General features: G+C 33.9%; 12 protein-coding genes. All 12 read left to right on the top strand.

All coding sequences use genetic code 11. The features are described 5' to 3' along the window. Nucleotides 1-42 precede the first annotated feature (42 nt). Nucleotides 43-1,884 carry an alpha-L-fucosidase gene (locus tag ACSHW5_RS08275; RefSeq protein WP_435675651.1) on the top strand — a complete coding sequence of 614 codons (1,842 nt, stop codon included), beginning with the start codon at nucleotides 43-45 and terminating at the stop codon, nucleotides 1,882-1,884. 19 nt (nucleotides 1,885-1,903) lie between these two features. After that, nucleotides 1,904-3,325: a family 43 glycosylhydrolase gene (locus tag ACSHW5_RS08270; RefSeq protein ID WP_435675650.1), complete on the top strand. Its 1,422-nt coding sequence runs from the start codon at nucleotides 1,904-1,906 to the stop codon at nucleotides 3,323-3,325. A gap of 43 nt (nucleotides 3,326-3,368) precedes the next feature. Beyond that, on the top strand, nucleotides 3,369-5,147 hold the full coding sequence (locus tag ACSHW5_RS08265; protein ID WP_435675649.1) for an arylsulfatase: 1,779 nt from the start codon (nucleotides 3,369-3,371) through the stop codon (nucleotides 5,145-5,147). 130 nt (nucleotides 5,148-5,277) lie between these two features. Next, nucleotides 5,278-6,330, top strand: coding sequence for a glycoside hydrolase family protein (locus ACSHW5_RS08260; protein ID WP_435675648.1), 1,053 nt, complete (start codon nucleotides 5,278-5,280; stop codon nucleotides 6,328-6,330). Nucleotides 6,331-6,369: 39 nt separating this feature from the next. Next, nucleotides 6,370-7,932, top strand: a complete 1,563-nt coding sequence (locus ACSHW5_RS08255; RefSeq protein WP_435675647.1) for an alpha-L-fucosidase — start codon at nucleotides 6,370-6,372, stop codon at nucleotides 7,930-7,932. Between the two features lies 1 nt (nucleotide 7,933). Continuing rightward, entirely contained in the window at nucleotides 7,934-10,342 is a 2,409-nt protein-coding gene (locus ACSHW5_RS08250; RefSeq protein ID WP_435675646.1) for a glycoside hydrolase family 95 protein, read from the top strand. Nucleotides 10,343-10,346: 4 nt separating this feature from the next. Further along, nucleotides 10,347-11,075, top strand: coding sequence for a 3-keto-disaccharide hydrolase (locus ACSHW5_RS08245; protein WP_435675645.1), 729 nt, complete (start codon nucleotides 10,347-10,349; stop codon nucleotides 11,073-11,075). A gap of 2 nt (nucleotides 11,076-11,077) precedes the next feature. Continuing rightward, nucleotides 11,078-12,247 (top strand): putative glycoside hydrolase, encoded by a 1,170-nt coding sequence (locus ACSHW5_RS08240; RefSeq protein ID WP_435675644.1) that lies wholly within the window; start codon nucleotides 11,078-11,080, stop codon nucleotides 12,245-12,247. A gap of 37 nt (nucleotides 12,248-12,284) precedes the next feature. After that, nucleotides 12,285-13,661 (top strand): 3-keto-disaccharide hydrolase, encoded by a 1,377-nt coding sequence (locus tag ACSHW5_RS08235; protein ID WP_435675643.1) that lies wholly within the window; start codon nucleotides 12,285-12,287, stop codon nucleotides 13,659-13,661. A gap of 61 nt (nucleotides 13,662-13,722) precedes the next feature. Then, a complete protein-coding gene (locus tag ACSHW5_RS08230) occupies nucleotides 13,723-16,320 on the top strand; it encodes a TIM-barrel domain-containing protein (protein WP_435675642.1) in 2,598 nt (865 codons plus the stop codon). 171 nt (nucleotides 16,321-16,491) lie between these two features. Continuing rightward, nucleotides 16,492-19,131 carry a glycosyl hydrolase family 95 catalytic domain-containing protein gene (locus ACSHW5_RS08225; protein WP_435675641.1) on the top strand — a complete coding sequence of 880 codons (2,640 nt, stop codon included), beginning with the start codon at nucleotides 16,492-16,494 and terminating at the stop codon, nucleotides 19,129-19,131. A 53-nt stretch (nucleotides 19,132-19,184) separates the two neighbouring features. Beyond that, on the top strand, nucleotides 19,185-21,725 hold the full coding sequence (locus ACSHW5_RS08220; protein WP_435675640.1) for a glycoside hydrolase family 3 N-terminal domain-containing protein: 2,541 nt from the start codon (nucleotides 19,185-19,187) through the stop codon (nucleotides 21,723-21,725). Nucleotides 21,726-21,753: the final 28 nt, after the last annotated feature.

Below are 21,753 nucleotides of genomic sequence, written 5' to 3'. Positions count from 1 at the left end.
TGCGATTGAAATTACCAACGAAATTTTAATAAATTTAAAAGGATGAAAAAATTAACATTACATCGATTAACAATACTCTTAGTTATTTGCTTCTTTCAATTTAGTTGTAAAAACATCAAAAAAACGGAAACCGTAACTGTTGATTACATTACAGAAACCTCCGGTGATGTTGATTTTGGAAAAACAAAAGTTACCGCTTTTACTCCTGAAATTAGAAAGAATATGAAGAAACTTTATCAGGATAAAATCGGAATGTTTATTCATTGGGGACCTTATGCCCAGCTTGAAGGAATGTGGAATGGTGAGAAAAAAAGTGCAGAATGGATTATGAAAGTAGGAAAAATTCCTGTAAAAGATTATGAAAGAGAAGCTGCTGCTAAATTTAAACCCGTAAACTTTAATGCAAATGATTGGATAGATATAGCTGAAAAGGCTGGGATGAAATTTATGGTTTTAACAGCAAAACATCACGATGGATTTGCGATGTATAAATCAAAACATCCTTACAACTTGGTAGATTTTGCAGGTTTTGGTAGAGATATATACAAAGAATTGGCAGACGCATGTGCTCAAAGAGAAATGAACCTAGGCTTTTATTATTCTCAAAGTCAAGATTGGCATGAGAAAGGTGGTGTAGGTAATGATTGGGATTTTGAAGGAGTGCTAAAACCGCAAAAAGATTATGATGATTATTTTTATAACAAAGTAGCTCCTCAAGTAAAAGAGTTGACTCAGAATTATAAAGATATTTTTATGGTTTGGTTTGATACTCCAATTCAAATGGATGATGAAAAATGTCAGTTGATGATGGATATTGTAAAAGAAAATCAACCAGGAGCATTGGTAAATTCAAGACTTGGTAACGGTTTTGGTCATTTTGATGTTTCTATAGATAATGGTAAAACACCAAGTGTAAGTACAGCAACTTGGCTACCAGATTTAAAAGTGCCTTGGCAAACACATGAGTCTGTTACTAAAGGTGGTTGGGGATATACTTCTTACGGAGCAGAATTAGATCGTACCAAAGATTACCCAGATTTTATTTACAGTTTATGTAGAATTGTAGGAAACGGAGGTGTTTATTTATTAAATGTTGCTCCAAGACCAGATGGTACAATACCGCAATCTCAAGCAAATAGTTTACGCGCCATTGGCGAATGGTTAGAAATAAATGGTGAAGCTATTTATGGTGCAGATCCAAGTCCTTTAAAATTTCCACCCTTTGCAATTACAAGTAAACCTGGTAAAGTTTATTTGCATGTAAAAGACATTGAGAAAAATAAGGTTTCCTTAACAGGTATTTTATCCAAAGTAAACAAAGCTTATGTTTTATCAGATGCCTCAAAACAGACTTTAAATTTTACACAAGATAAAGAGCAATTAATAGTTAATGTTCCCAAAAATTTAAAAGAGCCAAGAGTAACTGTAGTTGTTTTAGAAATAGAAGATGAAAAAGCGAAGGTAATTGATGAAACAATACAACAAGAAGAAAATGGTTCCATAAAATTACCAGTTTCAAAATGTGAATTTGCTATAAGACGTATCAGTTATGATTATGAAAAAGAGATCACGCATCGTTGGGGAGAAAACGTAAAACAAGGTTTAATTTGGACAGTAAATGTAAAACAATCAGGTGTTTTTAAAATAATTAGTGAAGATAGTGGAGATCATGATTTTACTTATAATCTAATAACACCAAAAGAAACTTTAGAGTTAAATGCCAAAGGAACTATTGGTGCAATAACAAAAAAACTGCAAGAAGGAAGTATAAACCTAAGCAAAGGTGTGTATCAGATTAAGGTATATCCAAAGGTAAAAACAAGTAAAAAAACAAAACATAGATACAAGTTTAAAGGTCTAGAGTTGGTTTTATTAGAAGAATAAAAATAAAATTTAAGACAACATGATTAAAAATTTAATATTTGTAATTTTCATTTTCGGGCAGTTAAGTTTTGCCCAACAAAACCCTATTCTTAAAGAAAGCGATTCTAATTTTCTATATGTATGCGATCCTTCGGCAGAGGTGTTTAATGGAAAAGTATATCTCTATTGTTCTCACGATCAACCAGACGCAACTAATTATGAATCCATGAAGGATTATGTAATTCTAGAATCATCAGATTTAAAAAATTGGACAAATCATGGCGTGTCTTTAGATCCTCAATTAGATAAAGGATTTGAATATGCACAATCAAATATGAATGCACCTGATGCGGCTTATAAAAATGGTTGGTATTATTGGTATTTTCCTAGTGATATAACACATGTTGGTGTCGCTAAAAGTAAATCTCCAACAGGTCCTTGGGAATCAGCTGTTTCCAATGAGATTGCTACTATTTTTGATCCAACGGTGTTTGTTGATACAGATGGTCAAGCATATATTTATGGCAATGATCACTGGGTTGATATCGGAGAGAAAGGCTCACATATTATGGGTGCCAAATTAAAAGATAATATGGTTGAATTAGATGGGCCTTGGGTTCGTTTAAGTAAAGAAACTGTAAATGAAGCAGTTCATGTTTTTAAACGTAATGGAAAATATTATTTCAGTGCAAGGGTTGGCCCCGTAACTAAATATTGGATGGCAGATTCTCCTTTACCAAAGTATGCAAAACTTAAAGGTGAGCTTGCTCCTAATTCTCCTGAGTCACCAAATCATACTTCTGTAATTGAGTTTGATAAGCAATGGTATCTTTTTTATCATCGTGGAGATGTGAATAATGGTAACCGTTATAAAAGATCCGTTTGTTTTGATAAAATCACATTTAGAAAAGATGGTACAATAGAACCAATAGTCTACACATTAGATAAAAATGTAGAGATAACGGTGCCAACCTATGCAAAACGTAAAAAGAGAATTCAGATAAAAAACAATCCTAAAGGAAAACAAGTTCTCTCTAAAATGGGTGAAAGTATTCGTTATGAAGCAGAATATTTTACTGAACAATCTGGTGATGTAAAAGTTGAAAAAAATAAAACGGATAAAAATAGTGAAAGTATAATTCAGCTTTCAAAGAGTTCTTGGTTGAGTTATACTGAAATCGAATTCGGCAAAAGTGCTGCACCATTTTCTTTTCGTGTTAATGTTTCATCACCAAATGAAGGAGCGAAAATAATAGTTCGTATTAATAGTCCAACAGGAACAATTATAGGAACAATTCCCATTCCTTCAACAGGAAGCTGGAACAGTTATAAAACGATTTCAACAACATTAAATAGAGTTAGAGGAGCGCAAACAATTTATGTATGTTCAGAAGGTGATGATGGGAGTTTGTTTAATTTAAATTGGTTTGAATGGACACCAGCTGTGAAAAAAGGAAAATAAAACTTAGTAACATAATCTGAGATTAAATAAATAAATAAATCAAATGAAACTTCATAAAGGTATCGTGATTTTAATGTTAATAGCACTTGGAGCATGCTATTCAGTTAAAGAAAAAAAGGACGTTCAAGAAAAAAAGGAAGTTACTGAACTAAAGGCTAAAAAACCTAATGTAATTCTGATTATGACCGATGATCAAGGTTACGGAGATTTGGCATGTCTTGGAAATTCAGTTTTAAAAACACCTAATTTAGATAAGTTACATAGTGAGTCGGTAAGACTTACCAACTTTCATGTAAGTCCATTTTGTACACCATCAAGAGCGGCGCTTATGACTGGACGTTATCCTGGTAGAACAGGAGCATATCGTACCAGTAGCGGACGTACCTTACTTCATACCGATGAAAAAACAATGGCAAATGTATTTTCAGAAAACGGGTATACTACCGGAATGGTTGGGAAATGGCATTTAGGAGATAACGCCCCACATAGACCACAAGACAGAGGGTTTCAAGATGTAATTTGGCATAAATCTGGAGGAGTTGGTCAAGCTGCAGACTACTGGGGTAATGACTATTTTGATGATACCTATGAACGAAATGGTAAAAATGAAAAATTTGAAGGCTATTGCACCGATGTGTGGTTTGATGAGGCTATCGATTTTGTGGAGAAAAATAAGGAGGAGCCATTTCTACTCTATTTAGCTACCAATGCACCACATGGACCTTATATTGTAGGTAAGGAATGGAGCGACCCTTACAGAAACAAAGCGAAATGGAAATCGGGTCCTGAATTTTATGGTATGATTGCCAATTTTGACTACAACTTGGGGATTCTGAGAAATAAACTTGAAGATTTAGGAATAGCTGATAACACCATCTTAATCTTTATGTCTGATAATGGTACAGCAAAAGGGGGAAGTTTTAAAGGACTGAATTCAGAGCCATTAAAGGGATATAATGCAGGTATGAGAGGTAAAAAATCTTCGATTTATGAAGGTGGTCATCGTGTACCTTTTTTCATTCGTTGGCCTGATGGAGGTTTGCTAGGAGGAAGAGATGTAGATGCACTTGCAGCTCATATTGATGTATTGCCAACGCTCGCTGATTTATGTGGAATACCAATTTCAGATTCGCACAATCCTGATGGAATATCTTTTAAACCTGTTTTGGAAAATTCTCAAAATGCAAAAAAACGAGACCATCTTGTAGTACAATTTCAGGGAGGACCATTTTTTAAAGGTCCACCAAAAGAGTGGGAATTTACATGTGTAATAAAAGATAACTGGCGATTAATTAACGGAACAGAACTCTACGACATTCAAAATGACCCTGGTCAAAAAAAAGATATTTCTTCCGCTAATTCAGAAAAGGTAGCAGCGTTGCGAACACTTTACACACCGTTTTGGAAATCTGTTTCACCACGTATGACTCCTGTTTCTATTGATCTCGGAAACTCTAAAGATAATCCTACATTATTATGTTCACAAGATTGGTACTTGGATAGTGGAAATCCACCTTGGAATTTTGGTTCAATCAAAAGACTTCCATCGGTCACTGGACCCTGGATGGTAAACGTCAAAAAAGCAGGTTTATATCGATTTACACTTCGTCAATTCCCAGAAGAAGCAGATAAAGTAATTAAGGCTGTACGAGCAAAAATTCAGATAGCTGGAAAAGATCAGGAAATGGTTGTAGAGCCAGGCAGCAAAGAGGTTGTTTTTGAGTTGGAAATCCCAGCAGGGAAAACGGAACTTATTACCTATCTCTATACGAGCAAGGGTAAAATAGGAGGAGCCTATTTTACAGAAGTTGAAGCACTATAGGATAAGAAGGTTTAATAACATATTCCTAAAGAATAGCGGTAATGAAAGCAAATTTATTCCCTTAAAAAGGGTGAAGATTTTTCAAAAGAATTTATAGTAATCAATTTTATGAATACCTATTAAAATAAATATGAATAGTAAACAAATAAGACCTTTTTTAGAAATAGTAATATGTTCAGTTGCATTATTGATGCTATTTTCGTGCAAGCCAGATTTAACTATTAAAGAATCTTCTTTTAGTAAATCACTTGTTCCTGGAAAATTTATTCTCCCAGCAGAAGAAGGTTGGTGGAACTGGGGGATGTCTCCTATTTATGATGAAAACGGGAAATTACACGTTTTTATGTCTACCATTCCAAATAAAGGACGTTGGATAAAAGATAGTAAAATTGTTCATTTTACGGCAGATACACCAGAAGGTCCTTATCAATTTGTGGATACCACATTTTCAAGTAAAGCTTCAACCTATCACAATCCGCAAGTATCTAAAGTTGGTGACACCTATGTAATGGTGTATTTGGTAAAAGAAAGAACAACACCAAGATTAGCACAACAAATAGGTATTGCAACCACAAAATCTTTAGAGGAACCTTGGGTAGAAAGTCCTCACAATCCAATTATAAAAGCATCAGGTAAAATGGATGGAGCAAATATTATTCACGCTTCCAACCCTACTTTTTTGGTTGATGAAAATGGAAAATATCGAATTTATTACAAGTCAGTTACGGATAATCACAAAGATTTTAGGGAAATTTCATTAGCGATTGGTGATCATTTAGAAGGGCCTTATGAAAATTATAAAGAAAACCCATTAATTTCTTATGCGGATAAAGGATTAGATATAGAAGATCCTTATGCTTTTTATTACAATGAGATGTATTATCTAATTGTTGAAGATCGTATGGATGTAAAAAGTGCGTTGGAAGGAAATCCAAAAACGTTGGGTAAGAAAGAATTAGGAGGAAAACGACCAGGTTTAATCTATCAATCTAAAGACGGAATCCATTGGGACAGACCAGAAATAGGATACAATACAAACAGTCATTATTTTAATCACGAATTAGCTAGAAGTGAACGACCAAATATTTTATGGAAAGATGGAAACCCAGAATACCTGTTTTTGGCTTGTCATGATGAAGATCCAACAGCAGGGTATTATTTAAAAATAGAAGATTGGAAGTAAATAGTTAAATGATATTAATAGTTGTAAATGTATATCGAAATGAAAAATAGAATTATTCCTTTAATGATTTTTTTATCTTTACTTACAGTAGTAACTTATTCTCAAGAAAACGCTACACATCCTTTTTGGGCGCCAAAAACTTGGGAGCTTAGAGCAGATGATATTACAACCATCATGGGGTTTAGAGCTGAATTGACTGGGAATTTGAATCACCTTGAAAGACCATCACCAGAAGTTGTGAACAATGCATTTATCCGTGGTTTTTTTACCAAAGATGATGTAATGACTTGGGAAGTTGAAGCACCTTATGAAGCTGAGTATAGCATAGCGCTTTTGTATACGGGTAGTAATGATATCCTTTCAAAATCAACCTTTGAAGTTACTTCAGGGAATACTACAATTACTGAAAAAGCCAATATCAAAAATTGGGAAACAAGACCTATTGTTCAAAGACATTATTTAAAACAAAATTTAAACCTCAAAAAAGGAATTAATAAAATCAGTTTTCGTTTGGTCACTTTTGGCGATGAAAAAAAAGCGGAAGTAAATAAAGAAATAAAAGCCAATACAAATAAAAAACCAAATCCTTTTGCTTTTTGGTCCATAGAACTGGTGCGTCCAAAAGCTCATACAGCAATCAAAGCCAGAGCAAAGGCTATGAAAGCAGATGTTCAATGGATGGTTGATGGAAAATATGGTTTGTTTGTGCATTTCTCATCAGGTTCAAGTCCATATAATGGAGGACCTAAATTAGGGAAGCAATATCAAAAATTGGTAAATGAATTTGATGTAGATGCTTTTGTAGAAAAAGTAGTAGAAATTGGTGCTTCTTGGGTTGCGTTTACTTGTGCCCACGGAACTCAACATTGGCCAGGACCAAGCAAAACAATAGACAGTTTGAAGCCTGGTTTTACTTGTGAACGTGATTTAATCAGAGAATTGATTGATGGGTTAGGAAAACACAATATTCGTTTAATGTTGTATTACAATCCTAATAGCGGAATGGAAGATTTGTATGGAAATACCTATGGGAAAGGTAAAACTCCAGATCCATCAGGATATTTTCAGTTTTTAGAAGATCATTTTCGTGAAGTAAGCTTACGATATGGAGAAGATTTAGCAACCACAGGAGGTTATATTGATGATGGTGGTTGGAAAGTATATCAATTAGATCCTCCTTGGGAAAAACTGGCGAAAGCCATAAAAGCAGGAAATCCCAATGCTCCAGTTGGATTTAGCCAAAATCTATTTGCCAACTTAACTCCTTTTAGTGATTTAGTAGTTTCTGATGGATCAGGAAGAGTACCTGAAATTCAACCTGATTTTTTATTCGAAGAAGGAGGACAATTAGAAGGCCAATATCCAGCAAGTTGGTTTTATATGGATGGATGGTCTAGCAGAGTAAAAAACGGAAAGTTTACGCAAAAACCTAAATTTTCAGCAGAGAAATATATTGAGATTTTTAAGAAAGCAGATCAGGCAAATATGCCTATTACCATCAATTTGGCAATGACACCAGATGTAACTAAAGATCATCCAATTTTTAATCCAGAAAGTATTGAGATTATGAAAAAGGTACGTAAAGCAGTTAAAGGATATTAAGATGAAGAACCAAAAACATTTTTTTACTTTTTGTGTATTATTTTTTACAGGTATACAAATACATGTAGCGCAGTCCACAACAAAATTGTGGTTTGATAAACCTGCAACCTATTTTGAAGAATGCTTTGTTCTAGGAAATGGAAAACTAGGAGCTTCTGTTTTTGGAGGAGTAACATCAGATAAAATTTATTTGAATGATGTTACTTTATGGTCAGGAGAGCCTGTGAATCCAAATATGAACCCTGAAGCTTATAAATATATTCCAAAAGTTAGAGAAGCCTTAGCGAATGAAGATTATAAGTTGGCAGATGAATTAAACCGAAATGTACAAGGAAAATATTCTGAGTCCTATGCTCCATTAGGAACTTTATTTATCGATTTTAAACATCAAGGTGAAGTCAAAAATTATTACCGAGAATTAGATATAAGTAAAGCTGTTTCTAAAGTAAATTATCAGGTAGATGGTGTAAAATTTTCACGCGAATATATTACATCACATCCAGATCAAATAATGGTTATAAAATTGTCGGCGGATAAAAAAGAGGCTCTTAATTTTACGGTAAAAATGAACAGTTTACTAAAATATAAGACATCCACTAAAAGTAAAACTTTAAAAGTAGATGGATATGCACCTTACTATGTAGCTCATACAATTCAGAAGAATGTCAAAGACTCTGTGCGTTTCAATAAGGATCGTGGGACTCGATTTTCATCGTATTTGAAAATAGAAAATAAAGGAGGTAAGTTAACTTATACAGATAGTACATTAACGGTAAATGGTGCCACAGAAGCTAAACTTTATCTATCTATTGCAACTAGTTTTAATGGATTTGATAAAGACCCAGCAAAAGAAGGTTTGAATAATAAAGCAATGGCAAAAAAACAACTGTCTTTAGCTTATAAAAAAGGTTATGATAAAATAAAAGAAAATCATCTTTCTGATTACCAAAACTTTTTTGATCGTGTGGAATTGAATTTAGGCAAGACCAATGCTCCAAACATACCAACAGATGAACGTTTGAAAAGATATTATGATGGTTCAGAAGATAAAAATTTAGAAGTATTGTATTTTCAATTCGGTCGTTATTTATTGATTTCAAGTTCTAGAACAAAGAATGTTCCTGCAAATCTTCAAGGAATTTGGAACTCGTATGTACAACCACCTTGGTGTAGTAATTACACCATGAATATTAATGTAGAGGAAAATTATTGGTTAGCAGAAACTGCCAATCTATCAGAATTACATATGCCATTATTAACGTTTATCGAAAACCTTTCTGAAACAGGTAAAGTAACTGCAAAAACTTTTTATGGAGTTGATAAAGGTTGGGCTTCTTGTCATAATTCTGATATATGGGCAATGACTAATCCTGTAGGAGATTTTGGAAAAGGAAGAACACAATGGGCAAACTGGAATATGAGTGGGCCTTGGTTGGTAACACACCTTTGGGAGCATTATCAATTTACCCAAAACAAAGATTTTCTTAAAAATAAAGCCTACCCTTTAATGAAAGGTTCTGCTGAATTTTGTTTGAATTGGATGGTAGAAGATAGTAAAGGAATGTTAGTAACCTCACCATCTACCTCACCAGAGAATACGTATGTAACTAATGAAGGTTTTAAAGGCGCTACTTTGTATGGAGGAACAGCAGATTTGGCTATGATAAGAGAAAGTTTTATCCTACTCATAGAAGCTTCTAAAGTATTAAATGTAGATGCAGCGTTTAGAAATGAGTTGCAAGAAGCTCTTAAGAAAATGCATCCTTATCAAATAGGGAAAAAAGGAAATCTTCAAGAATGGTATCACGATTGGGAAGATGCTAAACCCCAGCATCGTCATCAATCACATTTGTTTGGTTTACATCCAGGAAATCATATAACCACTGAATTAACACCAGAATTAGCAGAAGCAAGTAAAAAATCACTCGAAATTAAAGGTGATAAATCAACAGGATGGTCAAAAGGTTGGAGAATTAATTTGTGGGCAAGACTAAAAGATGGTAATCACGCCTATAAAATGTATCGAACATTATTAAATTATGTAGAACCTTCAGGCTTGTACACGAATTATAGTAAAGGAGGAGGAACCTATCCAAACTTATTAGATGCACATCCACCTTTTCAAATTGATGGAAATTTTGGTGGAGCAGCTGGGGTTCTTGAGATGTTGATGCAATCAAATAAAAATCAAATACACTTGCTACCAGCTTTACCAGATGTTTGGACTGAAGGTTCTGTAAAAGGAATCTGTGCTCGTGGAGGTTTTGAAATATCAATGGTTTGGAGTGATGGGCAATTGATAAAAACAAGCATATATTCAAAAATAGGAGGAAAAACAACCTTAAAATATAAAGAAAATCAAAAAGAAATTGCCCTTAATGCGGGGCAAACAATCGAAATAAACTGGTAAAAAAATGAAATTCTCAACAAAACATAAAATGTTTTTTGTTTTCTTTTTCTGTTGGATGTTGCCGCAAACAATATGTTCTCAACACATAAATGAAGCAATAGAACCAGAAGTTAAGGGGGAAAAAGTGATTGATTTACTTGATGGAGGTTCATTAAATATGTGGAAAAACTCTTCAAATAGTTGGTCTTTACAAAATGGAATGATTGTTGGGAATACTAAAAATGAGAAACTTGATAAACCTGAGTGGATTTATACCAAAGAACAATTTAATGATTTTGAATTTACCTGTGAAGTAAAGTTAACAGGCGATAATCAAAGAAATACAGGTATTTATTTTAGAGTGAATACGTTTTTGTTTAAGCAAAAAAGAGGAAATAATTCCTATGAAGCTGCTTCTGGTTATGAGTATGATATTGCATCTCACAAACCAGGAAAAAAAGATTTTAGAGGTTCTTTAGGCGATTGGTATGCGCGCCTTTCTCTTAGGGTTTTTGCAGATGAAAAAATTATGAATCAAATGTACAAGCCAAAAGATTGGAATCGCATAACGATTCGAGCACGTAGAAATCGTATAGAGTATTGGATAAATGGAGTGAAAATTATAGATTTTTTTGATAAGGATCCGAACGCATCTCAAAAGGGATGCATTGGTTTTCAAATTCATAATGGTTCAGTGATGAAAGTAGAATATCGAGAAATTCGAGTAAATAAGTTAGATTTTAAAAGAAATTAAAAATGATGAAAACTAAAGTTTTAGTAGCCTTATTATTCTGTGTGATGTTCACAGGATTTAACAATGTAGTTTCACAAACAACCTACAAGAATAGTGATGGAAGTACATTTGTGCCCAAAGATTTTTATCCGAAGTTTAGTTGGAAAACTACTCCACAGTATTTTATGTTTCAGGATAAGAATCGCTTATTAACTCCCAAAGAAGTTGCATTTATTGCTCCAAGAACCGATTTTATTTGCATCGAAAAATCGCACGGAAAAAAACAATTAGGTGCTGCAGAATTAGGTGCAAAGAAGGAGGCAAAAGCCTTTAAAAAGGCGAACCCCAATATTAAAGTATTGTTTTATTTTAATGCAGCTTATGCTTGGACGTATACTTCTTATACCAAAAATTTCACCAAGAAAGGTGTTGAGAAACACCCAGAGTTAAAGAAATTTTTAATTACTAATAAAAAAACAGGAAAGTTAGCAGAACATTTTGGAGCTTATTGTTATGATTTATTAAATCCTGAATTCCGTGAATGGTGGGTAGAAACAGTTGCCAAAGGAGTTAGAGAATCTAATTGCGATGGAGTTTTTATTGATCAAATGCATGGAAATAGTAAGTTTCGTAAGAAAGATAAACCCGAAATTGAAATTGCAATGGGAGAAATGATGGCAGCGCTTAAAGAGAAAATGGGCGCTGATAAAATACTATTGGGTAACAATGCCAATAATAAAGATGCAGGTTATGTGTATCCTGTTTGTGATGCTGTAATGTTTGAAAACTATTCAAAAGCTAGATATACTAAAGAAAGCTTGTTAAGTGAGTGGGGAGATATGCTTAAAAATGCTAAAGAAGGAAAAATATCGGTTTTTCGTCTTGGTGTGGATGGAGCAGGAAGAGGTAATATTAAGCCTAATATGCCAGAACTATCTCAAGAAAAATTAGAGTTTGCTTTGGCTTGCTATTTAATTGGAGCAGAACCTTATTCGTATTTTATGTATAGTTGGGGCTGGAAATTAAGAACAGGTCCTTTGGTAAACTATCCGGAATTACAAAAACCTCTTGGAGCACCAAAAGGAGCATATAAAAGAATTACACCAGAAGGTTGGGCGTTTACTCGTGAGTTTGAACATGCCAGTGTTTGGGTAAATACAGAAACAAGACAAGCTAAAATATCTTGGAAATAAAAAGCTCCGTTAGGATTTAAAAAGTATTTATATTTTTATGAAAAAACATTCGACCATTTTATTGACTCTAATTCTACTATGTTTTGCCAGTTTTGTTTCAGCACAAATAAAATTAAAAACGCTTGCTGATTTTGTTCAGCCTAGTGGAGACTGGTTTCATGCAAAAGAAGTAATGCTAAATGTAGCTGACAGCACGCAATTTAAAACCGTGGTAGGAGAAGGGTGTATTGTGAATGGATTAACGGGGAAAACCGATAATTTAATCTCAAAAGAATCATTTGGCGATATTGAGTTTTATGTTGAGTTTATGGTTCCTAAAGGTTCCAATTCGGGCATCTATTTTCAAAGTCGTTATGAAATACAAGTGTTAGACAGTTGGGGAGTAAAAGATCCTCAATTTCTAGATTGTGGAGGAATTTATCAGCGATGGGACAAAACAAAACCTAAAAATGTAAGAGGTTATGAAGGAATAGCTCCAAGAGTGAATGCCAGTAAAAAACCTGGTGTATGGCAGAGTTATAATGTTATTTTTAGAGCGCCAAGATTTGATGCTGAAGGAAAAAAAATAAAAAATGCACTTTTTGAGCGAGTGATACTTAATGGGGTAGTTATTCATGAAAATAAAGAAGTTACTGGAGCTACGCGTGAAGGTACCGAAGGAGCTGAAGAAGCTTTGGCACCACTTAAATTTCAAGGAGATCATGGTTCTGTTGCTTACCGAAATATGCGAATCCGCAAATTAGATAATATTCGTGAATCAAAACCAAATACGTGGGTAGACTTGTTTGAAAATACAGAAGCAGGGCCCAATTATGATTTTGTAGTAGAAGGAAATGCAACACCAGAAGATGGTGATAAAATGTTTGAATATGACGGTAAAACATTAAAAACAATGTATAAATGGGAAACCGACTCATCTACCTATGCCGTTGCAGTTACAAAAAAAGTCTACAGCTCATACGATTTAAAATTTGATTTTAAATGGGGCGATCGTCGGTTCAAGCCTCGTTTAAATTTGATTAAAGATGCTGGCATATTATTCCATAGCCAGAGTGGTTGTTATGCTTGGCCTCCAAGTTTAGAATATCAAATTCAACAGGGCGATTTTGGTGATTTATGGTGCCTCAAAGGATGTCATAGTGATGTTTTAAAGGATGAAACTATTATTAAACACAAACAAAAAACGTATAGTAGGGCTAAAAAATGGGTAGATAAAGAACAAGATGAATGGAACAAGGTGTTGATTGAAGTAAGAGGAGATAAAGCAAAATACTATTTAAACGGTGTTTTAGTAAACGAGATTGTGAATGCCACTTATGGTGGTTTAACTCTTTCTTCTGGGTTTATATGTTTGCAAGCAGAATTCTCTGAAGCCATCTATAGTGATATTAAAATAAGAGAAATAGTTGAATAATAGTAATAAATCGATTAGTATGAAGAATCTTAAATCACCCTTATTAAATTGTTTATTGGTCTTGCTCATAGGTCTTGCAGGATGCACCAGCAATTTCAAATACAAAGTTGATAAAAACACAAACTCAGTAACTATTCATCAAGATAGTACGCGTATTCAAATTGAAATTATCGATCATGCTATCATTCATGTTCAAAAACAGTTGTTGGGACAAAAAGTATCTGATCTTCCTGATTATGTGACTGTTTTAGAACCACAAAATGTGGATTGGAAATTAAAAGAAACTAAAAATTACGTTTCCATAAGTACGGATAAATTAGAAGTGAAATTTAAAAGTGATGGGACTCTTGAATACTCAAATTTAGGTGGAGAAAACTTAGTAACTGAAACAAACGAATTAAGTTACATCAAACCTGATACTTTAAATGAGAACACGGTTTCGCAGGCTTTTATTGCTGGTGATGAGGCACTTTACGGTCTTGGTCAATTCCAAAGTGGAATTATGAATTGGAAAAATGTACCAATTCGTTTACAGCAGTTCAATCAAGAAATCGCAATTCCTTTTGTAGTTTCTACCAAAGGTTATGGTATTTACTGGCATAATTATAGTCTAACGGATTTCAATCTGCCACAAGACGAAATATTTTTTACCACTGAAGGTGATGTTGTAAAGAAAAAGAGTGAAGGTGAACAAACAGACGTTGAGGAAAAAGAAGATGTGGCGACTTACCTTAAAGCAGATCAAACAAAAAAAGATATTAGAGAAGCTTCTTTTACGCCAACTCAATCAGGAGAATACACCTTTTTAGCCATAAGTGATTATGAAGGACGTCCAAGAGGTGAAATTATGCTTTCTTTAGATAATGATACCATTATCGATTACCATAGCGTATGGGTACCAAGGAGATATTCAGCTAAAAAACATCTTGAAGCAGGTAAAACATATAACGTTAAATTTTTAAATAAAGGTGCTTCCATTGCCGGACGATTGCTTTATAACAAACCAGATTTTAATAAAACCGTGTTTAGTAGTACAAAAGGAAATGTGATTGATTATTATTTGGTTCATGGTGAAAATCCTCAGGAAGTTATTCATCAATACCAAAACTTAACAGGTAAAGCCAATATGTTTCCAAAGAGTGCCTATGGTTTTTGGCAATGTCGCGAACGCTATCACGATCAAGCAGAGCTTTTGCAGAATGCCAATGAGATGAGAGATAGAAAGATTCCTTTTGATAACATTGTGCAAGATTGGTTTTATTGGCCTAAAAAAACAAAAGGACCTGAATGGGACAGAGCTAAATATCCCAATCCAAAAGCAATGGTAGATGAGTTGAAAGCATTACACTTAAAACTAATGGTGTCTGTATGGCCATCCATAAAGAATAATGAATTAGAGAAAAAGTATGGTTTTACTAAACTAAAAGAAAGCACTTATTTAGATATTTATGACCCTAAAAACAGAGAAAGATTTTATGAAGTTTTAAGTGATTCGATGTTTCAAATTGGAGTCAATTCTATTTGGTTAGATGGATCAGAGCCAGAAGGCGTTAAAAATTTTGATATCAATACAGCTGTGGGACATTACGAAACAGTTCAAAACCCTTATTCATTGGAGGTAACAAGAGCTGTCTATGAAGGGCGACGAAAAGAATTTCCGAATGAACGTGTGTTTAATTTAACACGATCGGCTTATGCTGGTCAGCAGCGTTATGGCGCTGCTTCGTGGTCTGGAGATGTGGAAGCTACTTGGAGACAGTTAGGAGAACAAATTGCTGCAGGATTAAATTTTACTATGGCTGGAATACCGTATTGGACGCACGATATTGGTGGTTTTTTTAGAGATAAGAAAGGGCTTAATCCGCTGTTTGATAATCAATACACAAATCCGGAATATAAGGAATTGCTAACACGTTGGTTTCAGTTCGGAGCTTTTAGTCCCGTTTTTAGAATTCATGGGTATAAATCGGAAACTGAGATTTGGAGATATGGACAAGAGTTTGAAGATATAGCTCGTAAATTTATTGATGTGCGTTACCAGCTCATGCCATATATTTATTCTGAAGCATGGAAAGTTACCAACGATGGTCAATTGTTAATGAGCCCAATGGCTTATTATTATCCTAATGACAAAAACACTTGGGGAATTAAAGATCAGCTTTTCTTTGGAGAATCTATTATGGTGTCTTTTGTAACCGAATATAAACAACGCTCTAAATCCGTGTATTTGCCAGAAGGCGATTGGTTTAATTTTTGGACAGATGAAAAGGTAGCTGGTCATAGAGAAATTGAAGTGAATACACCATTAGACGAAGTCCCTATGTTTGTAAAAGCAGGTTCTATTTTGCCTATCGGACCAAAAGTTCAATATACTACGCAGCCAACAAAAGAGCTTACACGCATTAAGGTATACCCTGGAAAAGATGCAGAATATGTGTTGTATATGGATGATAATGAATCCTACGATTACGAAAAAGGAGAATACGCTGAAATCATCATTACATATTCTGAAACGAATAAGGAAGTAAGATTAAAAAAGGGTAAAGGAAATTACATCAATTTTGAACAGAAGCCAATGAGTTTTATAATTGAATTGGTTGGGACAGATAAAGAAGAAAAGGTGAACTTTAAAGGTGAAGAAATTTTGGTAAACCTTTAATTTATAAAAAAAAACTTGAAATTCAAGGGGCTAATATGCTCAAAGTTTTAGTGTACTTGTAAGATAGAAAAAATAATTTAAGATGTTAAAAACTCAGTTTTTTACATTTTTACATAGTAAATGTTTATTTAAAAATAAAATAATTAAAAGATGAAGATAAAAAATAATACAATGTTTTTTTCAAAAAAATTGTTAATGGTAATGATTTTTAGTGCTACTGTTTTTGGGTTTGCTCAGCAGAATAAAACGCTAAGACTTTGGTATAATGAGCCTACTCCAGATAATGATAAAGGTTGGGTCAATCGTTCTATCCCAATGGGAAATGGTTATATGGGAGTGAACGTTTTTGGAGGTACTTCAAAAGAACGTATACAAATTACGGAAAATAGTTTATTTGCTAATGGTGAAAAAGATCGTGGTCTAAAACGTAGAGGGTTGAATAACTTTGCTGAAGTGTTTATTGATTTCAATCATAATAAAATAAAAGACTACAAACAGGAATTAAACCTAAACAAAGGACTTTCATTTGTAGAATATGAGAATGATGGTGTAAAGTACACAAGAGAGTATTTTACTAGTTATCCTGATAAGGTGATGGCAATCCGTTTGAGTGCCTCTAAAAAAGGAAAATTATCATTTACATTACGTCCTACCATTCCATTTCTAGGAGAAGGTAAATCTGGCTCTGTATCTGCAAAGGGAGATATTATTACCCTTTCTGGTATGATGGAATATTACAAAATTATGTACGAGGGACAGTTTAAAGTGATTCCTGAAGGAGGGAAGTTAAAAACCAATAAAAATGGTACTATTGATGTTTCAGATGCAGACAATGCAGTAATATTGATTGCGATAGGGACCAATTATAAGTTGGACTCAAAAGTGTTTTTGACTGAAGATGCAGGACAAAAACTTGCAGGATTTTCTGCTCCTCATAACAAGGTTACAAAGTATCTGGAAGATGCAGCTGATAAATCATACGAAGAATTGTTAAAAAATCATCAGACAGATTATACAGCACTTTATAACAGAGTAAATTTTGATCTTGGAGGCATTGAACCAAACATGCCTACCAACAAATTGGTAGATCTATATCCGAACAAAGACTCAAGTAAATATCTTGAAGAACTTGCTTTTCAATATGGACGTTATATGTTGATTTGTTCTTCTAGAAAAGGTTCACTTCCGCCTAATTTACAAGGAATATGGAATGTTTATCAAAGACCACCTTGGTCTTCTAAGTACTTACACGATACAAATGTACAAATGGCGTATGCCCCTGTTTTTTCTACAAACTTATCTGAATTGTTTGAGTCTTATACAGATTATTTTAAGGCATTTGAACCGCGTCAACGTTTATATGCCACAGAATATGTTAAGCAGTTTAATAAATCTCAGCTAGATGCGAATGGAGACAATGGTTGGTCTGGTCCATTTTGGAGTAGCCCTTATGATGTTCCTGGTAAATCTAAAATAGCAGGATTTGGTACAGGTTCTTGGATTGGGTTATTGTTTTGGGATTATTATGATTATACGCGTGATAATGATGTATTAGAGGAAAAGGTATATCCAGTAATATATGATCAGGCAAATTTTGTGTCTAGATTCGTAACAAAAACTGATGGTGTTTTATTAGCCAAACCTTCTTCTAGTCCAGAACAAAAGTTAAGAAACACAATTGGTACTACGTTTGACCAACAAATGTTTTATGAGAACCATCATAATGTAATTAAAGGTGCAGAAATCTTGGGAAGATCAGATTCTAGGTTGTCTACATTTGAAACACAACTTCCTTTATTAGATCCTATTCAGGTGGGTAAATCTGGACAAATTAAAGAGTTCCGTCAAGAGGGATATTTTGATGATTTTGGTGATCCTAAAATTAATAAGGTTATTGATGTTAACCATAGACATGCTTCTATGTTATTAGGTTTGTATCCTGGAATATTAATCACCGATAAAACACCAGCTTGGTTAGATGCAGCTGAAGTTAGTTTGATAAAACGTGATCATAAAACCAATATTGGATGGGCACGTGCTGAAAGAATAGCGATGTGGGCAAGAGTTCACGATGGTGAAGAAGCATATTCTTATTACAAAGAATTATTAAGTGAAAACTATATGCATAATTTGTTTAATGATCACAGAGGAGGTCAATTATTTCAAGCCGATGCAAATTATGGTGCAACAGCTGGGGTAGCTGAAATGCTATTGCAGTGTCAAGATTATGTAATTTCTCCTTTAACAGCTTTACCAAAAGATTGGTCTGAGGGTAGTTATAGCGGTCTGTTGGCCCGTGGTAATTTTGAAGTTTCAGCAGAATGGTCTAAAGGTCAGGCTAAGAAGTTTGAAGTGTTGTCTAAATCAGGAGGAATTTTAGAATTTAGATATCCGAATGTTTCCAAAGCAACTATTAAAACATCAAAAGGCAAAGCTGTAAAATTTGTTGCTAAGGATCATGATTTTATCACTATTAAAACTGAAGTAGGACAGAATTATGTAATAACAGAGATTCCAGAATACATTGCTGTAATTGCACCTTCTAAGTTAAAAATTGATAATACTGCTCATGAAGATGAGATTAAACTTTCTTGGAATAAAAGTAAGGATGCTGTGTCATATAATCTTTATCGTGCTGTTGGCAATGCAGCTACCTATGAGTTGGTAGCTTCTCAAATTAAGGAAAACGAATTTGTTTATAAAGCATCTGACTTGAATAAGATTGATCAAATGACATTTAAGGTTACAGCCGTTAGAGCTGATAAACGAGAGAGTGATAAAGGAGCAACAGTAATTTGGTTGTTGCCTTAATAACTTTTGTTAGTTTGTTTATTAATGATATGTTTTTGTGAAAGATAAATAAAATGAATAAGGTAGTTTTTAGATGTATTGGTTTTGCTTTACTATTATTAGGAATAAAAGTAGAGTCTCAGAACCGTATAGCATTACATAAGAATGCTACTCTACAGGCAACAGAATTAGTCAATAAAATGACTTTGGATGAAAAAATAAAGCTCATTGATATGGGTAATAAGCCTATTGAAAGGTTAGGTATACCTGGACATCACTGGTGGAATGAAGCTTTACATGGCGTAGCACGTAGAGGGGAAGCTACACAGTTTCCAGTGTCTCTTTCTATGGCATCAACTTGGAATCCAGAACTAATTCATGATATGGCAAACGCTATTAGTGACGAAGCACGTGCACTTCATCAAGCCGATTCATCAAAAGATAAAGCCAAAATATATCATGGATTAACACTTTGGAGTCCAGTGATTAACATGGCTCGTGATCCACGTTGGGGACGAACAGAGGAAACCTATGGAGAAGATCCGTTTTTGACAACAGAGTTAGCATGCAAATTTGTAAATGGTCTGCAGGGTAATCATCCAGATTATTTAAAAACTGTGGCAACCATTAAGCATTTTGTGGTAAATAATACAGAACATAATCGTTTATCTGTGCGTCCAAATGTTTCTGAGCGAGCATTACGAGAATATTATTTCCCTGCATATCGAGAAGTAATAAAGCGTGAGGATGTTGAGTCTATCATGACTGCTTATAATGGTTTAAACGGTATTCCTTGTTCAGCAAATAAGTGGTTGCTTACTGATGTTTTAAGAGATGAATGGGGATTTAATGGCTCTGTTGTAACAGATGTAAATGTTCCAAAACACTTAGTTCAAAAACATAAATATGCTAAAGGTGGTCCAGAGGCTGCAATGATGATGATTACCTCTGGGGTAGATTTATATTCTGGATATAGTGAAAGTGGATGGGCAAAACAAGCGATAGAACAAGGAATTTTAAAAGAATCAGATTTAGATCAGGCAGTAATACGTAGTTTAGCAACTCGTATTAAATTAGGCCTTTTACGTTCAGAGAAAGATAATCCTTATCTAAATATTTCTGCTGATGTTGTTGGTTCTGAAAAACATTTAAAAATAGCGAGACAAATTGCCCGTGAGGGAGCGGTATTACTACACAATAAAAATAATACGTTACCTGCAAAACCTAATATTTACGAAAGCATTATTCTGGCAGGACCGTATTTAAACGATGCTCCTTTTGGTGCATATAGTGGTGCAGCAGCAGGTACTCCTATTACTCCGTTGATGGGAATGAAAGAAATAGCAGGAGATAAGTATGAGGTTATTGTTCAGCGTAGTGATAATTGGTTAATTATTCCTGAAGCAAATTTAAATGTGCCTGGAAAACTTGATGTAAAGGGGGTAAAAGCAGCGTATTTTACAGGAATAAAACTCAATGGAAAAGCTAAGACTGTTAGAGTTGAACGTACCGTGAATCTTGATTTACCTAAACCTTTAGCGCATATAGATCCAGAAATTCCTCAACCATTATTTTCAACACGTTGGACTGCTCAATTAACTCCTAATAAAACAGGATTACATTATTTCTCTATGACAGCATTTAGTGGAGCAAAAGTATGGGTAGATGGAAAAATTATTATTGATAATTGGGGAAAGATGGCTCCTGATACAGCTAAGTCAAAAGCTGTGTTTTTAAAAGCAGGTAAAGAAATAGATGTAAAGGTAGAATATTATAATAAGAAAGTAGATCTTGTTCGTGCCTCATTAAAATGGATTGAGCCTCTTGAAAAAAAGGTTATCGTTAAAAATCCAGAGGACAAATTACTTGTATATGTTGGAGGTATTACTTGGAAAATGTCCAAGGAAGGACATGATAGAATGAATTCTATTATGCCTGAAGATCAAATGAAAGAGATTAAGCAGTTAGCGGCTATTTATCCAAATATGGTCGTTGTTTTAAATGCTGGAACTATTTTACAATTATCTGAGCTTAGTAAAATTGTTCCTGCTATTCTTTATCAATGGTTTCCTGGTCAGGAAGGAGGTAATGCTTTAGCTGAATTAATTATAGGAAAAGTGAATCCTTCAGGACATTTACCACTTACATTTTATACAGATACAAGTAAATTACCAGATTTTGAAGATTATGAAATCAGTAAAGGTCGTACATACATGTACATGAAAGATAATGTAAGCTATCCATTTGGATTTGGATTAAGTTATACTTCTTTTCAATATTCAAACTTAAAGGTTAATCAAAAAGGTAAACAAGTAACTGCAACAATAGACATTACAAATACAGGTGTAATGGATGGAGATGATGTGGTACAACTCTACGTTTCTAATCTTGATTCTAAAGTCTATCAACCTATTCGTCAGTTAAAATCTTTTAATAGAGTATCGGTTTATAAAGGAGAAACAAAACAAGTTACGTTGAGTTTTTCAATAGATGATATGGCATGGTGGAATGTAAAGCAGCAAAAGTATGTTGTAAACTCAGGGAATTATAAAATTCAAATAGGAGCTTCTAGTGAAGATATTCGATTAGTATCAACAATTAAAATAATGGAATAAAATTGTTATTCAAACATAGTAATATAAA

The sequence above is a fragment of the Polaribacter sp. genome, from assembly GCF_051251875.1.
In the GTDB taxonomy this organism is placed as follows: Bacteria; Bacteroidota; Bacteroidia; order Flavobacteriales; family Flavobacteriaceae; genus Polaribacter.
Note: the sequence above shows the minus strand (reverse complement) of the source record. Positions and strands in the feature narration are given on the sequence as shown.

Coding starts and splice junctions, on each gene's coding strand:
- ACSHW5_RS08275 (WP_435675651.1), top strand. CDS start 43: ATGAAAAAATTAACATTACATCGATTAACAATACTCTTAGTTATTTGC.
- ACSHW5_RS08260 (WP_435675648.1), top strand. CDS start 5,278: ATGAATAGTAAACAAATAAGACCTTTTTTAGAAATAGTAATATGTTCA.
- ACSHW5_RS08255 (WP_435675647.1), top strand. CDS start 6,370: ATGAAAAATAGAATTATTCCTTTAATGATTTTTTTATCTTTACTTACA.
- ACSHW5_RS08245 (WP_435675645.1), top strand. CDS start 10,347: ATGAAATTCTCAACAAAACATAAAATGTTTTTTGTTTTCTTTTTCTGT.
- ACSHW5_RS08270 (WP_435675650.1), top strand. CDS start 1,904: ATGATTAAAAATTTAATATTTGTAATTTTCATTTTCGGGCAGTTAAGT.
- ACSHW5_RS08225 (WP_435675641.1), top strand. CDS start 16,492: ATGTTTTTTTCAAAAAAATTGTTAATGGTAATGATTTTTAGTGCTACT.
- ACSHW5_RS08250 (WP_435675646.1), top strand. CDS start 7,934: ATGAAGAACCAAAAACATTTTTTTACTTTTTGTGTATTATTTTTTACA.
- ACSHW5_RS08240 (WP_435675644.1), top strand. CDS start 11,078: ATGATGAAAACTAAAGTTTTAGTAGCCTTATTATTCTGTGTGATGTTC.
- ACSHW5_RS08220 (WP_435675640.1), top strand. CDS start 19,185: ATGAATAAGGTAGTTTTTAGATGTATTGGTTTTGCTTTACTATTATTA.
- ACSHW5_RS08265 (WP_435675649.1), top strand. CDS start 3,369: ATGAAACTTCATAAAGGTATCGTGATTTTAATGTTAATAGCACTTGGA.
- ACSHW5_RS08235 (WP_435675643.1), top strand. CDS start 12,285: ATGAAAAAACATTCGACCATTTTATTGACTCTAATTCTACTATGTTTT.